This is a genomic window from Bradyrhizobium sp. ISRA464 (assembly GCF_029910095.1).
Lineage (GTDB): Bacteria > Pseudomonadota > Alphaproteobacteria > Rhizobiales > Xanthobacteraceae > Bradyrhizobium.
The window spans coordinates 1,681,894-1,695,429 of record NZ_CP094526.1 but is presented as its reverse complement, the minus strand read 5'-3'; the positions used below and the strand labels follow the sequence as shown (position 1 = coordinate 1,695,429).

The following is a 13,536-nucleotide window of genomic DNA, read 5'->3' as shown; positions in this document are numbered from 1 at the left end:
GCATGTCGCGCCCGGCTTTGGAGGTTGCGGATATCTTCCGCAGCCATGGCCTAGCATGGCGTCAAGCCCATGCCGGTCATATCAGCCTCGACCAGATGAAGGTGATGTCGGCGATCGAGCGCTGCCGCACGGCGGCCCTCGGGGGCCACGTCGCGCGCTGCGCGGACTGCGCTTATACCACGATCGCCTACAACTCCTGCCGCAACCGGCACTGCCCGAAGTGCCAGGGCGCCGCCGCGAAGGACTGGCTTGCCGACCGCGAGGCCGAGCTGTTGCCGGTGCCGTACTATCACGTCGTGTTCACGCTGCCGGCGGCCATCGCCGACATCGCCTACCAGAACAAGGCCGTGGTCTACGATCTGCTGTTCAAGGTCTCGGCCGAGACCATGCTGACGATCGCCGCCGATCCGAAGCATCTGGGTGGGCGGATCGGCGTCACCTCCGTGCTGCACACCTGGGGTTCGGCGCTGACCCATCACCCCCACGTGCACATGATCGTGCCGGGCGGCGGCATCTCGTCCGACGGCCAGCGCTGGGTGTCGTGCCGGCCGGGCTTCTTCCTGTCCGTGCGCGTGCTCTCCCGCCTGTTCCGGCGACTGTTCCTGGAGAAGCTTGTCGCCGCCCACCAAGCCGGCCGCCTCAGCTTCTTCGGCGACCACGCCCATCTCGCCGAGGCGCAATCCTTCGCGACTCATCTCGCCCCGCTGCGCACGGCCGAGTGGGTCGTCTATTCAAAGCGGCCGTTCGGCGGCCCTGAGGCGGTGCCGGCCTATCTGTCGCGCTACACCCATCGCGTGGCCATCGCCAACAGCCGATTGATCGCCTGCGACGAGGGCGGCGTCACCTTCAAGTGGAAGGACTACCGCATCGAGGGCCGCGATCGATACAAGCAGATGACGCTCGCCACAGATGAGTTCATCCGCCGCTTCCTCATCCACGTGCTGCCAAAAGGCTTGCATCGCATCCGCCACTACGGCCTGTTCGCCAAAGGCGCTTGTGCCGCCAACGTCGCACGCGCCCGTGAGCTGCTCGCCGCTGCAAAACCTGAAGGCCAGCCTACCGCCGATCCCAGCAAGCCGAGCTGTCCATGCTGTGGCGGCTGCATGATCGTCATCGAGGTTTTCGCGCGCGGTGCAACGCCGCGGCATCGGCCGACAGCTCCAATGAACCGCATCAGGATCGACACCTCATGATCACGTCTCAATCCTGCAAATCTGCTCGTCGTGCCCGCTGGCTCTCGACCGGCCACGGCAGAGCGCGCTCAGATTTCCCCCAGCCGTCGCAAATCGACGGACAAATTATGGAGTTCGATGCCACCCGTGGCCCGTTCGTCAGCCGCTCAACCGTCGAACAACCCGCTGCATCGGCTCGATTCAAATCAGCCATCTCGCCCGCGGCGCTCAAATCCCCATAGTCCCGGCCGCACAGCCTTACGTTCCCTTACCCGCGGTTTCCTCCCTTGGAGGCTTTCGGACGCCGGCCGCCGAATGCGCGGCGCTGTCCCTCAAACGGCCGGCATCCGAAACCCTTCACACATGCAGACACTTGAAGTGCGGTCAACATGATACTCAGTTTGAAGTTAGACGGTAAAGCTTCGCCCAACGTCAGTATCGCCAAGTGAGAACCCGCGTCACCTTGCCATCCTTTAAATAAAGAAAGCCCTGTCGATAGTTCCACTGACTTTCACCGGCTGGGTTTACACCTGCGATCATTTTGGGCTTACCCCAACATGACACCAGCACCTCCGCCTCGGTCATGCCAACGCTAGGCGCGGCAGTCTTCTGACAAGACTTAAATAGTTCGATTTGCCAGTCCGCAATCATATCTTCACGGGCGCTTGCGTTAAATCCGCAAAAGAACAATCCGACTATGGCAATCAGCAACGACCTTTCGCTTTTCGTCATACTGTCTTGCCTTGTCGAGGACTGATCGCAGAAGGTGATCGTAGCTACCACTACGAGAAGGTCAAATGTGGGCTAGACTGTATGTCCCCTCCACAAAATGAGGCGACTCACCTTCGATGTTGCGACGAGGGTTGCCTGGATGGACCGGGCAGAGCCTCAAACAAGGAGGGCGAGTCGTGGGTCATCATACCGAGGTCTTTGTCGGAATCGATACGTCAAAATCGCGCAATGCAATAGCCATTGCCGAAGGCGGCCGTGGCGGCGAGGTACGATATCTCGGGGAGTTTTCTGCCACGGAGGCAACGATCCGAAAGCTGGTGGCAAAGCTTGCAGCGAAATGCTGTCATCTGACATTTTGCTACGAAGCAGGGCCGACAGGATATGGCCTCTACAGACTGCTCAAGAGCCTCGGCCATGACTGCCTGGTGGTGGCTCCCTCGCTCGTTCCGAAGAAGGCCGGCGATCGAGTGAAGACGAACCGGCGCGATGCGGTAAGCCTCGCCAAGCTGTTGCGCGCGGGCGAGCTCACCGCGGTGTGGGTGCCGGACGAGCGCCATGAGGCTATGCGCGATCTCTCGCGCGCCCGTCAGGCAGTAAAGAAGGACCTCCAGGGCAAGCGTCAACAGATCTCGTCATTGATGCTGCGGCTGGGACGCATCTATCCGGGCAAGACAACGTGGGGACCAGCCCACATGAGATGGCTGATGTCGCAGAAGCTCGAGCATCGCGAGCAGCGCATCGCATTCGAAGAGTTACTTGAGGGGATACGCCAGGAAAGTGAGCGGATGGAGCGTTTGGAGGATGCCATCCGCGAGGTGGTGGCCGAGTGGTCGCTTGCCGAGGTTGTCGCGGCCCTGCAGGCGATGCGGGGGATTGATCTCATTGCGGCTGTGGGGGTGCTGGCCGAGATCGGTGATCTCTCCCGCTTTCAAAATCCGCGCGAGCTGATGGGCTATCTGGGTCTGGTGCCCACGGAAAACTCGACTGGTGACAAGGTCAAGCGAGGCGGCATCACCAAAGCCGGTAATGGGCGGGCGCGACGTATTCTTGTGGAGGCGGCCTGGAGCTATCGATATCCGCCGCGCGTGAGCCGAGACAAGCAGCCAAAGGTGGAGGCCGCACCGAGACGCGCGCGAGAGATTGCGTGGAAAGCGCAAACCAGATTGTGCGGACGCTTCCGCTCACTCGAGCGGAAGGGCAAGCGGCGAACCGTAATCGTCACGGCGATTGCCCGAGAGCTATCCGCCTTCATTTGGGCAATCAATCGCGAGCTCATGCCACCTCGACAGGCGTAACGTCGTTGGGGGCTGTGGACCGCTCGAGTCGTGAGGTGCGCTCGACCGGCCCACAGCCCCCTTTTGTTGCAATCAGGATCAGGGGTAGTCGCAGACATCAATCGTGCAGAGGTGAAGGTGGGACCACGGCAGGGGAAATCCTGAAACCCATTATGTGGCCGATCATCCGATCGACGCCCGACGCTAGACCAGGACAGCCCCAGACGAAAAAACGGAAATGCGGTATCCAACCCGCGCATCAGAGCCTGTTCACCGACGTCTTTGGGTCCCGCCTTCTCCTCTGCACGATCCATCGGCGCAAGAACTTCACGATGAGTCCTCGTGGAGATGAGAAAACCGTGCGCTGTGTGCTTGACTGGGGACATCAGGGATGGTCCGGCCGTGCTCCAGCCCCGCCAGTGATCGAAGCTGGCTCGGGGCACCGAAAAGGAGCACGCCATGTCCCAGAAATCTAGCAGCGCAATCGCCGTGGTCGGCATTGATATCGGCAAGAACTCGTTCCACGTTGTAGGGCACGATCAGCGTGGTGCGATCGTACTCCGGCAGAAATGGTCGCGCGGCCAGGTCGAGGCGCGACTTGCCAACCTGCCGCCGTGTCTGATCGGCATGGAGGCCTGCGTCGGCGCGCATGATCTCAGCCGCAAGCTACAGGTACTCGGCCACAATGCCCGGCTGATGCCAGCCAAATACGTGCGGCCGTATAGCAAGGGACAGAAGAACGACTTCCGCGATGCGGAGGCAATCGCTGAGGCGGTGCAACGCCCGACCATGAAGTTCGTGGCGACCAAGACCGCCGACCAACTTGACCTGCAGGCGCTGCATCGCGTCCGCGAGCGCTTGGTCAGTCAGCGTACCGGTATCATCAATCAGATCCGCGCCTTCCTGCTGGAACGCGGCATTGCGGTGCGGCAAGGGCTGCGTTTCCTGCGCGCCGAGCTGCCAAGCATCCTGGCGACGCGAACCGATGTCCTCTCTTCCCGCATATTGCGCCTGGTCGAGGACCTCGCGGGAGACTGGCGCCGGCTGGATGCGCGTATCGAGGTCCTCTCCTGCGAAATTGAGACGTTCGCCCGTCAAGATCAGCACTGCGATCGGTTGATGACGGTGCCCGGCATTGGCCCGATCATCTCGAGCGCGATGGTGGTCGCGATCGGCACCGGCGACGTGTTCTCCAAGGGCCGCGACTTCGGCGCCTGGCTCGGACTGGTCCCAAAACAGATCTCGACGGGAGACCGCACAATCCTCGGCAGCATATCAAGGCGCGGCAATCGCTATCTGCGCTCCCTGTTCGTTCAGGCGGCCTGGGTCGTGCTGGTCAAGCTCGGGCCGAAGCATTGGGAACACTATGGGCTCAAATCCTGGATTGAAGCGGCGAAGAAGCGACTACACCACAATGTGCTCGCTATTGCGCTCGCCAACAAGCTCGCCCGGATCGCGTGGGCGGTTCTCAACAAGGGGCGCGCCTTCGCGTGCATCAACACCGATGCGACCCGTCCATCGTGATCCTCGCGCCGTGCTCGGGGCCATCAAGGCGTGGCCTGGCAGCATGGAAGCGAGGGGGCAAGGCCTGTGCGCCGGCCAACCTTGACGGTCCCCTTGCGCGCGGCCCGTCGGCACGCGCAGGCCGGGACGAAGGAACGGCCGCCAGGCACGAACAAAGGAACAGCCTAAATGAGGAGCTATCGATGATGTAGCTTAGTTTGCCCGCCAAGGTCTGCGAGAGGATGAGACGACGATGGAGATCGGTCTTCCCGGCGCATGCGAACACTGGTGACCCAAATGGCTCGGTCGAGGCCTGTCCGCTAATCAGATCGCATGCGCGCTGATATCCATGATGGCCCGGAGCACAAGGCGCTCCAACCAAAGGCCGGATACATTGATGCAAGACCGAATCTGCCGATGGACGAAACCTCTTGCAACGCACGGCCGGACCATACATTTGGGTCAGAAGGCGATATCCTTGAGGTCGGATCGGATTTCCGCTTCGTCCTCGAAAGCGGGCGTCCCGGATTTCGATGAGTACGCGCCCTACTCCCCCCTGCCGCACCACCGTTACGCGCAGCCTTCGCGGTAGGACTGGTGAGTAGGGCCGCCTTCCAGTCAATCGCTCCCAGGTCGTCACGCTTGTCGCAGGACCTTTGCTGGTGTATGTCCTGCCGCCCCGGGCGCGATGTCGCGCCCTTTCTGTTCAGCGCTCATCAGGGAGGCGGCATGAAGTATAGATCGATACGTTCCGACCGCCGCCGCCCATCCGTGATCGACTAGCGGCCACGCGCCGAACGCCGCTTAGCGGCTGTTCCTCCATTCATCGTATCCGACTACGAGGGGCGTGACGCAACACGGCGTCGCGCCGTGTCGTCATGTATTTGCGGTTCGTTACACCGCTCATCCACCCGCACAGCCGCGTGGAGAGCGGCTTCTTTCGTGCGTCCTGGTGCATCCACCAGAACGACTGCCCGGATTGGATTCGGCAGGAGCTTTCCGACCAGTTCACCTGGTTCGGACAGCATCTGCCGATTCCCGGGCGTATCGCGCGGCACTTCAAGCGGCGCGATTCGATCTGGGGCATTTGCTGGTTCGATCCCGAAGCCCGTGAAGCGATCAGCCGCGCGCGCTACTGCGCCTGGCTGCTTGAAGAGGGTGGCCTGCCGGTGCGAGCGATCACGACCTCGCGCCAGCGTGAAGTGATCTGGCGCGACGCGCACCAGATCGTGACGAAGCCGTCGCCCGATCTTCCCAAGGCATTTCGCTGAAGGGGAACGTCCGGGCCAACAGACACGAAAGCCGGCGGCAACGCCGGCTTTTTTGTTTTTGGGTAGCTTTCTCACCAACTCCACTGTCGTCCTCCGCGAAAGCGGGGGACCCAGTACGCCGCGACGGTCAAGAGAGGGCGCGCAATATAACCGCTCCTCTGGAATACTGGATCGCCCGGTCAAGCCGGGCGATGACGGCTGTTGCTGGGCCGAGCGTCCTCGTCCAAGCATGACGACTACCCGCCCCTACTTGCCCCACTGCCGCGCCATCGTCGCGAGCGCGCAGCCTTCGCAGTAGCGGGCATCCTTGAAGTCGATCCAGTTGTGCGCATAGACGCGGTCGAGCGGGATGCCGTAGCGCGCACGCAGCACCTTCACCAGCACCCGCCATGCCGCGATCTGGGCATCGGTCGGCCCGCGCGTGACATCGGGATAATTGCCGGCGAACTCGACACCGATGGAATTGCTACCGACGACCTGATGATAGGTCTTGCCGTTGTCGATGTATTTGTTGTCGTTGCGATCGGCGCCGTCGCCGTGGGTCGGCACGAGATTGTCGGCGACCGCCCAATAGACCGTGCCGTCGGTTTCGACCCAGACCATGACGCCGCGCCGGGTCGGATTCCTGTGCTGCTCGAGCGCGCCGAAGCGCGCCGAGCCGGCCGGGCCCTCGGTCTGGTGCACGATGATATTGCGCCAGGGATGGGATTTGGCGACGTCGCCCCAGGGCGACAGCCAGACCATCTTGAGGCCGGGAATCTCGGGCGTGCCCGCGGATCGCGCGATCGTCGCGAGGTCGGGCGTTTCGGCAAGGGCAACGGAAGGAAGCGCAAGCAGCGCAGCGAGCAGGCGAAGCATCATGCGGAGCGGTCCGGTGTCGCTGCTCGATAGCATGCTCAGGCCGACTCTCGGAGGGCAGCCTCCAGCAACTCGACCTGCTCGGGCGCCGGGGCCGGCCTGGGCTCGTAGGTCGCGTAGCCGTTCTTGCCGCCCTTCTTGGCATCGTAGAGCGCGTGGTCGGCGGCAGCGATCAGCCGGTCGGAATGCATGCCGATCTCGCGGGTCCATTGCGCGACCCCGATCGAGACCGCGATCGGGATGTCCTTGCCGGTGCACTGTTCGGCATCGGCGCGGCACACCTCCAGCACGCGGCGCGCGATCATCGCGCCTTCGCGCAGCGTCGAGGACGGCAGCACGATGCAGAACTCGTCGCCGCCGGTGCGGGCGAGCATATCGCCCGGCCGAAGCCGGGTCTGCGCCATCAACGTGAAGTGCTGCAGGCAGGCGTCGCCGGCCGCGTGGCCGAAGGTGTCGTTGATGGCCTTGAAGCCGTCGAGGTCGATCACCAGCAGCGCGAACGGTTCGCCGCTGCGGTCGGACCGCGCGCATTCCTCGGTCAGCCGTCGCGCCAGGTGACGGCGGTTGCCGACACCGGTGAGATCGTCGAGCAGCGCGAGATCGGCGACCTCGTTGCGCAAGCGGTCCATTGCCATCAACAGGAAGCCGAAATTGAGCGCCATCGACAGGAAGACCAGCACGAGGACCAGGAGCGATTGGGACGCGTTGAAGCGCACGAAGGAGAATTCACCAGGGTGCACCAAGGCGCCGACAAGGCGCAGCGTATAGATGCCGATGATGACGATGGCGACGATGCCGGCGAGTCGTGCACCGGGGCTGACGCGGCCATTTTCCGGCGAAAGCAGCAACTTCAACGTCAGCGCGAAGGGCGCGATCTGCGCGATCGTATAGACGAAAATGCGCATCGGCATGCTGTCATAGGCGAAGATGAAGACGCCGAGGCCTGCAAAGGCGAGCGAAGTGGTCAACGCGGTGATGCGCCAGGTCACGGGCTTGCTGTAGAACCGCTCGATCCCCATTGCGGCAAGACACGCGGCGAAAACCATCAGCGTGCCGGCCGCAAGCAGCGGCAGCAGCGAATCCGTCATCACCACGCGGAGCATTGCGCAGCTGGCGCCGAAGGCCGCGACGAACGAGGAAGCGGTCCAGAACCGGGCCGCGCCGAATGCCGGATAGCTGTGCGTCACATAGGCCCAGATCAGGCCGAGCGCGAGAAAATTGATGACGAACACTGTCCAAAGCGTCGGAACGCTCAGCATCGCCTTGTCCGAGACCGCATAAGGTACCGCCTCCCCTCTGTTCGAACCCCCGCCCTTGAGGCGCTCCCCCCGAACGACAATCCCCGTTGTCTTACGGAGAGGATGCAGCGGCGCCGCTTAACGGACTCTCACTCGCAAGCCACCAACCGATGCTGTGGTTTTGAATTGATGAAGGCGTACGCGACCGCCATTTGCGCAACGTTAAGCATGCGGACGACGACGCGGTTGCTGATGGCGCGAACAATGCAGTGAAAAGTTGCCGAAAACGCATAACAGCTGTGGATAACGTGATGACAGCGCCGTGACAGCACGCGGCAGTCGGCTGCGAATCTGCTGAGTTTGTGACCGAGGATGTTGCGAGGCCGGCCCTCCGCCAAGCATGCCTCGGAGTCGCGTTCAATCCATGAAACCCTGAGAGGATACTATGGCTAAGAAAGCGAAGAAGGCGAAGAAGGCGAAAAAGGCCACCAAGAAGAAGGCCAAGGCCAAGAAGTAAACCGTTTCTCGCCCGGGTAGCGGCTCGTGCCCTGCCCGGGCTCCCAGAGCGGGAAACCGGTTTGAAGAGCAGCGGGCGCAAGGCCCGCTTTTTTATTTGATACATCCGCGCTCAGATAGGTGCGCGGTCAGCGATCTGCAAATGCGAGCTTCGCGCCGAGCAGGGCAAAGCCCGCGGCGAAGCTCCCCCTGAGCCAGGCCATCACCTTCGGACGGGTGACGACGCGATCGCGCACCGAGGCCGCGAACAGCCCGTAGAGCGCGAACACCGCAAAGGTCATCGCCATGAACACACCGGAAAGCTCGACCATCCGCGCCAGCGGATGCGGCTCGTCGATCGCGATGAACTGCGGCAGGAAGGCGAGGAAGAAGATCGACAGCTTCGGATTGAGGATGTTGATCAGGATGGCGGTCACGATCACCCGCCCGCGCGAGCGCGGCTTGAGCTCGGTGTCGACGGAAAGCGCACCGTGCTCGCGCAGCGCCTGCCAGGCCATGTAGAGCAGGTAGACGACGCCGCACCATTTCAGCACCGCGAACGCCGCCGCGCTGGTGTGCAGGATCGCGGCAAGCCCGAGCATCGCCGCGAGCATCTGCGGCACGATCCCGAGCGTGCAGCCGAAGGCGGCGGCGACGCTCGAGCGTGAGCCCCGCGTCAGCGCCACGGCCAGCGTGTAGAGCACGCCGGTGCCGGGCGATGCGACCACGATCAGCGAGGTCAGCAGGAAGGACAGCGTCATTTGGTCGGCCACGGGCTGGACATGCGCCCGCAATTAGCACGTCATCCGCACAGGCGGAAGCGGCGTACCGGCTCCTGCTATTTGCCCGCGCTGACAACTTCGTTATGAGGACCTGCTCGGGCCGCCCTCGCCGGCGAGTGCCGACGCTTTCATTTCGGCGACGCGGATCACGTCCAGCGGCGCCCACGGCTTGGCCCAGAACATCGCGCCGTCGGGCAGCGATTGCTGCAACGGCTTGCCCGACATGACGACCACGTCGAGGTCGGGATTGTATCGCTTCGCGGCATGCGCAAGCTCGACGCCGGTCATGTGGCCGGCCAGCTCGACATCCGTCATCATCAGCACCACGCTGTCGGGGCTTCCCTGCAGCACCAGCTCGGCGGCTTCCGCACTCTCGCAAGCGATCACGTCGAAATCACTTTCTTCCAGCAACAGACCAATCATCGCGCGCTGCATCGGATCATCCTCGACCACCAATGCACGGTAGGGTTTTGACTGTCCCATGGGTGTGCCTTCCTTGAGTGATCGGGTTGAAAGCGCTCACAGAACAAATGCCTCAACTCCCTTTATGGTTCAGTTCCAATCCGGGAAAAGCGATGGGAACCCGCGCCCTGCCTCAGATGGAGTCTGCCCGTGACTGCGATCCGTGGATCCGCCGCCGCCGTGACCGGAGCCGCCAGCGGCATCGGCCGCGCGTGATGGCGAACAGTCCGGTCAGGCTCTCGGTCGTGCATCCCGGCGGCGAGCCAGGCTGGCGTCGAGCGGCAGCGCCCCTCAAGTGGGTGAGACGCGCGCATTAGACCGCTGAGTTGGGTGAATCGCGAAGCGGAAATTTGCCCGTCACGGGCAACTCAGTGATTGGCCTGTTAGGAAGCCACCGGCGAAAGGGTTCCCTCCCCCCTTGCGGGGGAGGGCTAGGGAGAGGGGTGTCACACGACGTGCACTCCCCGCATCCGTCACAGCCACAAGCAAACGCAACTGCGTGGATGATGCCCGTATCGATCCGCTCAGCCCGCGGTTCACCCCCACAAGGGCAGGGCAATCGCATATGTCACCAGCGGGCTCTGCGGTTGACGTTTCCACGTCGTCATGACCGGGCTTGTCCGGCCATCCACGTCTTTCTTCACATGGAAAACCAAAGACGTGGATGCCCGGACAAGCCCGGGCATGACGAGTTTGTGGGTACCAAACCGCATGCATCGAACGCGCAACGTGATCAGCAGATGCGATTGCCCTGGGAATAACGGGGAAGATAATCATCCGCCCAGCTGCTTCTTCACGCCGAGGGCCAGCCGGTACAGCGGATCGCTGCGCTCCGACGGATAGAGCGCGCTTCGCGCCACTTGCGGAAAATTGTCGCTCTTCCAGAACGCCGCCGGACTGAACGAGAACTTCGCGACCAGCCGGCGGCCGAAATCCATCTCGTAAGCGAAATAGTTTTCCTTCTGCTCGTAGCCCATCACATCAGGATATTCGCCGAGGAGGTAGCCCTCCTGGATATGCGGCCGCACCGCCGAAGGCGGGCAGACGCTGGAGAGCCGGACGATCTGGATGCCGGCCTCGGCGCTCGCGGTGATCGCGCCGCTCACATTGGGCACGCCGAGCACATAGAGGAAGGCGGTATCGGTCCCGGCGAGCGAGGCAAAGGATGCGGCGATCCGGATCGAATGCGTGACGTCGAGCAGCGGCGTAGCGCAGACCTCGTAATGCTGCAGGATCGACCAGCGCAGCAAATGATGGCGCTTCAGCCGCTCGAGGCCGAGCAGCTTCGCTCGTGTATAGTCGCCGACCAGAAGCTGCCCGGCGCGCTGCAGCGCCTCGAACCGCGTGACCAGCGTGGCGCGATCCGGATTGCCGCGGCCGCCGCGAAACAGCGTCGGCTTCAGCGAGCTGTTGCCCTTGACGTTCCTGTGGTCGGCACCCTGGCCGCGAAACATCAGCACATGATCGCGGTTGAGGAATTGCAGTTCGGCGATCTTGGTCGCGAGCTCCAGATAGGAGCCGACGCGATGCCCGGGCCCCTCCCGGACCGCCGAGTTCTTCGCGACCTGGCAGCCCTTGCGATCGAAGAACGACCAGATCTTCTGGCTGCCGATGGTTTCCATGGGAAGGCCTGATAATGCGAGGCGTCATTGCGAGGAGCGAAGCGACGAAGCAATCCATCGTTCCGCATATGCCGAAATATGGATTGCTTCGCGGAGCCTGTCATCGGGCGCGCATTCGCGCGACCCGTTGGCTCGCAACGACGATCGAGGCGAGGCTGGGTGTCACCGCCCCATCAGCCGATCCGCGAAGTAGCCGATGGTCTTGCGATAGATCACCGCCCTGTTCCACTCGCGCATCGCCTCGAAATTCGCGCTGCCCTCGTCATAGGGCGCGCCCATCTTGAAGCCGCTGCTGTGCAAGAGGTTCGCGGTCGAGGCCAGCACGTCTGCTACGGAGTGGCGGAGATCGACCCGGCCGTCGCCGTCGAAATCGACGCCATACTTGATGTAGGACGACGGCAGGAACTGGGTCTGGCCGATCTCGCCGGCATAGGCGCCGATCAGGTCATTGAGACGAAGGTCGCCGCGCTGCACGATCTTGAGCGCCGCGAGCAGCTCGCCCTGGAACAGATCGGAGCGGCGGCAATCATGCGCCAAGGTCGCGAGCGTGCGGATCACCGGCAGCTTGCCCATGTCGCCCTTGCCGAAATCGCTCTCCAGCCCCCAGATCGCGACCAGGATCTGGCGCGGCACGCCATACTGCTGCTCGATTCGCGACAGCAGCGCCGCGTGACGCTGCAACAGCGCGCGGCCGCCATTGATGCGCCCGGGGCCGACGCGGGTCGCGACATACTGCTCGAACGTCTTGTTGAAGGTGTAGCGCTGCCGCCGGTCGAAGGCGAGCACGCCGCCATCCTGCCGCACAGTGCCGAGCGCCGCCGAGATCACATCCTGCGAGATGCCGGCGCCGGCGGCGTCCTGCGAGAACGACTGGACGAAGGTGTTGAAATTGCCGCCACAGTGGGCGGCGTAGGAAGGAGCGGCCAATACAAGCGCGCAAAAGAAAACGACCAAACGAAGTCTGAGCATGTTGATGTCCTGGAAAAGCCGCCCGCCGTGGATGATGCCATGCGTTTGACGTTGTGGTCAAAACGGACCTCACCCCCTGAGCTGCCGCTCCAGCCCCGCGAAATCGATCTCCGCCCAGCGCTCGGAAATCTTGCCGTCCTGAATCCGCCAGAACGTCATGCCGCGGAATTCGACGCGGTGGCCGGTCGGGGCGATGCCGCGCCATGGGCCGCGATGCCGGCCGCGCCAGACGAAGCGGCCGGCGACGATATCGCGCTCGGCCACCAGGCATTCGGCCACCGCCGACAGGTCGGCGAAGGTCGCGTGCATGGCCGCCGAGTATGCGATCACCTCGTCGGCGCTCATCCGCTTGCCCGCCGCGTGGTCGAAGAAGTCGGGCGCGAGCTGCGCGCGGATCGCATCGGGATCGTGGCCGTTGGTCACGGCGTCGTAATGCGCGAGCACAAGCGCCTTGTTGGCGTCGAGGGTGGCGTTGGACATCGGAATATCGCTTCCCGAAGGGGCTGGTTGCAGAAACGGCAGAGTGCGCCTCATACGCGAATCGCCCGCAAGGGCGCAAGCGACGAAGGTCAAAAAATCAGCGGCTTGCGTCGCGACAAAGTGAAGGCGCGAAATTTTCGCGGACGGCTTCGTTTCGCCCCGATATGAAAGCCGCTCGGGTAGGCAATGTTCGCGGCTCGCGCAGGGCAGCCCAGCGTGAGCACACGCGGGATTTGCTTTGACAGCACTGCGGCGATCGGGGACAAGCCGCGCATGCCGAAGAAACCCGGGACCAATCCCAAAGGCGAATTCGCCTTCTTCAACGTCTTCTATGAGGACGGCTCGCAGCGCTCCAACCGCCGCGTGCCCTCGGAGCTGCTTGGCGGCCTCGACGGCGACGAACCGGCGCGCGCCTTCCTCCGCGACCAGGATCGCGAGATCGCCGAAAAGAGTGGCCGCCCGCCGCTCGAGATCAAGAGCATCGAGCGGGTCGGGGTGAAGAAGAAGTAGCGGCGCGCGAGGCGGGTCACTAATAACCAACCAACGCATCTGTTGAGCGCATTGTCGTTGCGCCCAATCAGCAGCTGGCGCCCGAGTTATGATCCGGACCAGCCCAAACGAAAACGGCGGGCTTTTGCCCGCCGCTTTTGTTGCGATGGATTGCCGGGTCAAGCCCGG

General features: G+C 63.1%; 13 protein-coding genes. 5 read left to right on the top strand and 8 right to left on the bottom strand.

Going from position 1 to position 13,536, the window contains the following annotated elements; translation table 11 throughout:
• Nucleotides 1–2 precede the first annotated feature (2 nt).
• A complete protein-coding gene (locus tag MTX19_RS07995) occupies nt 3–1,193 on the top strand; it encodes an IS91 family transposase (protein WP_280979744.1) in 1,191 nt (396 codons plus the stop codon).
• Nucleotides 1,194–1,604: 411 nt separating this feature from the next.
• Here the strand turns inward: MTX19_RS07995 and MTX19_RS07990 are convergent, their stop codons facing one another.
• Nucleotides 1,605–1,904: a hypothetical protein gene (locus MTX19_RS07990; RefSeq protein WP_280983150.1), complete on the bottom strand. Its 300-nt coding sequence runs from the start codon at nt 1,902–1,904 to the stop codon at nt 1,605–1,607.
• Nucleotides 1,905–2,080: 176 nt separating this feature from the next.
• Here MTX19_RS07990 and MTX19_RS07985 point away from each other — a divergent pair, with 176 nt between their 5' ends.
• The 3 genes from MTX19_RS07985 to MTX19_RS07975 all read left to right on the top strand — a co-directional run bounded on the left by MTX19_RS07985 (nt 2,081) and on the right by MTX19_RS07975 (nt 5,952).
• Complete coding sequence (locus MTX19_RS07985; protein ID WP_280979077.1) at nt 2,081–3,199, top strand: IS110 family transposase; 1,119 nt, start codon at nt 2,081–2,083, stop codon at nt 3,197–3,199.
• Nucleotides 3,200–3,637: 438 nt separating this feature from the next.
• Nucleotides 3,638–4,702 carry an IS110 family transposase gene (locus MTX19_RS07980; protein WP_280983149.1) on the top strand — a complete coding sequence of 355 codons (1,065 nt, stop codon included), beginning with the start codon at nt 3,638–3,640 and terminating at the stop codon, nt 4,700–4,702.
• A gap of 857 nt (nt 4,703–5,559) precedes the next feature.
• Nucleotides 5,560–5,952, top strand: coding sequence for a hypothetical protein (locus MTX19_RS07975; protein WP_280983148.1), 393 nt, complete (start codon nt 5,560–5,562; stop codon nt 5,950–5,952).
• Nucleotides 5,953–6,198: 246 nt separating this feature from the next.
• Here MTX19_RS07975 and MTX19_RS07970 read toward each other — a convergent pair whose 3' ends face one another.
• From MTX19_RS07970 to MTX19_RS07940, 7 genes are all read right to left on the bottom strand, one after another.
• Nucleotides 6,199–6,813: a peptidoglycan recognition family protein gene (locus MTX19_RS07970; protein WP_280983147.1), complete on the bottom strand. Its 615-nt coding sequence runs from the start codon at nt 6,811–6,813 to the stop codon at nt 6,199–6,201.
• Between the two features lie 35 nt (nt 6,814–6,848).
• Entirely contained in the window at nt 6,849–8,069 is a 1,221-nt protein-coding gene (locus tag MTX19_RS07965) for a GGDEF domain-containing protein (protein WP_280983146.1), read from the bottom strand.
• A gap of 623 nt (nt 8,070–8,692) precedes the next feature.
• Nucleotides 8,693–9,304: a LysE family translocator gene (locus MTX19_RS07960; protein ID WP_280985916.1), complete on the bottom strand. Its 612-nt coding sequence runs from the start codon at nt 9,302–9,304 to the stop codon at nt 8,693–8,695.
• Nucleotides 9,305–9,406: 102 nt separating this feature from the next.
• Nucleotides 9,407–9,808: a response regulator gene (locus MTX19_RS07955; protein WP_280983145.1), complete on the bottom strand. Its 402-nt coding sequence runs from the start codon at nt 9,806–9,808 to the stop codon at nt 9,407–9,409.
• A 752-nt stretch (nt 9,809–10,560) separates the two neighbouring features.
• Nucleotides 10,561–11,409, bottom strand: a complete 849-nt coding sequence (locus tag MTX19_RS07950) for an FRG domain-containing protein (protein WP_280983144.1) — start codon at nt 11,407–11,409, stop codon at nt 10,561–10,563.
• A 162-nt stretch (nt 11,410–11,571) separates the two neighbouring features.
• A complete protein-coding gene (locus MTX19_RS07945) occupies nt 11,572–12,378 on the bottom strand; it encodes a lytic murein transglycosylase (protein ID WP_280983142.1) in 807 nt (268 codons plus the stop codon).
• 69 nt (nt 12,379–12,447) lie between these two features.
• Complete coding sequence (locus tag MTX19_RS07940) at nt 12,448–12,858, bottom strand: ester cyclase (RefSeq protein ID WP_280983139.1); 411 nt, start codon at nt 12,856–12,858, stop codon at nt 12,448–12,450.
• Nucleotides 12,859–13,131: 273 nt separating this feature from the next.
• On the opposite strand from MTX19_RS07940, the gene MTX19_RS07935 reads away from it, so the two are divergent.
• Nucleotides 13,132–13,368 carry a hypothetical protein gene (locus MTX19_RS07935; RefSeq protein ID WP_280975927.1) on the top strand — a complete coding sequence of 79 codons (237 nt, stop codon included), beginning with the start codon at nt 13,132–13,134 and terminating at the stop codon, nt 13,366–13,368.
• Nucleotides 13,369–13,536 lie beyond the last annotated feature (168 nt).

Coding starts and splice junctions, on each gene's coding strand:
- MTX19_RS07995 (WP_280979744.1), top strand. CDS start 3: ATGTCGCGCCCGGCTTTGGAGGTTGCGGATATCTTCCGCAGCCATGGC.
- MTX19_RS07990 (WP_280983150.1), bottom strand. CDS start 1,904: ATGACGAAAAGCGAAAGGTCGTTGCTGATTGCCATAGTCGGATTGTTC.
- MTX19_RS07980 (WP_280983149.1), top strand. CDS start 3,638: ATGTCCCAGAAATCTAGCAGCGCAATCGCCGTGGTCGGCATTGATATC.
- MTX19_RS07975 (WP_280983148.1), top strand. CDS start 5,560: ATGTATTTGCGGTTCGTTACACCGCTCATCCACCCGCACAGCCGCGTG.
- MTX19_RS07970 (WP_280983147.1), bottom strand. CDS start 6,813: ATGATGCTTCGCCTGCTCGCTGCGCTGCTTGCGCTTCCTTCCGTTGCC.
- MTX19_RS07965 (WP_280983146.1), bottom strand. CDS start 8,069: ATGCTGAGCGTTCCGACGCTTTGGACAGTGTTCGTCATCAATTTTCTC.
- MTX19_RS07960 (WP_280985916.1), bottom strand. CDS start 9,304: ATGACGCTGTCCTTCCTGCTGACCTCGCTGATCGTGGTCGCATCGCCC.
- MTX19_RS07955 (WP_280983145.1), bottom strand. CDS start 9,808: ATGGGACAGTCAAAACCCTACCGTGCATTGGTGGTCGAGGATGATCCG.
- MTX19_RS07950 (WP_280983144.1), bottom strand. CDS start 11,409: ATGGAAACCATCGGCAGCCAGAAGATCTGGTCGTTCTTCGATCGCAAG.
- MTX19_RS07945 (WP_280983142.1), bottom strand. CDS start 12,378: ATGCTCAGACTTCGTTTGGTCGTTTTCTTTTGCGCGCTTGTATTGGCC.
- MTX19_RS07940 (WP_280983139.1), bottom strand. CDS start 12,858: ATGTCCAACGCCACCCTCGACGCCAACAAGGCGCTTGTGCTCGCGCAT.
- MTX19_RS07935 (WP_280975927.1), top strand. CDS start 13,132: ATGCCGAAGAAACCCGGGACCAATCCCAAAGGCGAATTCGCCTTCTTC.